The 277-nt window shown below is 75.8% G+C and carries 1 protein-coding gene; it reads right to left on the bottom strand.

Annotated features, from left to right (window positions below; genetic code table 11):
• Window positions 1–277: hypothetical protein (locus tag SM753_RS20475; protein WP_323192917.1), on the bottom strand; the 277-nt coding region annotated here is incomplete at both ends.

The raw sequence follows: 277 nt of genomic DNA, 5'->3' as shown, positions 1-277 counted from the left end.
CCCGAGCCCCCGCCGAGCGACGGCCCGGCCGCCGCGACCGCGCCGATCGCGAACGGGACAAGCGACGCCGAACCGCCCGGGAACGGCTCGTCGCCACCGGGGAACGTCTCGTCGCCGGCGCCGCAAAACGAGTCGGTCCCGCCCGAGAGCGGTTCGCCCCCGAGCGAGAACGCGTCGGAACCGTCCGGGAACGCGTCTACACCGACTGGGAACGCGTCTGCCGCGGGCGCTCCGGGACCGAACGAGCCGGTCCACGCGGGAAACGCGACCGCCGGAG

Origin of the sequence: Halostella sp. PRR32 (assembly GCF_034808085.1) — an archaeon.
In the GTDB taxonomy this organism is placed as follows: domain Archaea; phylum Halobacteriota; class Halobacteria; order Halobacteriales; family Natronoarchaeaceae; genus Halostella; species Halostella pelagica.
The sequence above is the reverse complement of the archived record's forward strand: the minus strand, read 5'-3'. Positions and strand labels throughout refer to the sequence as shown.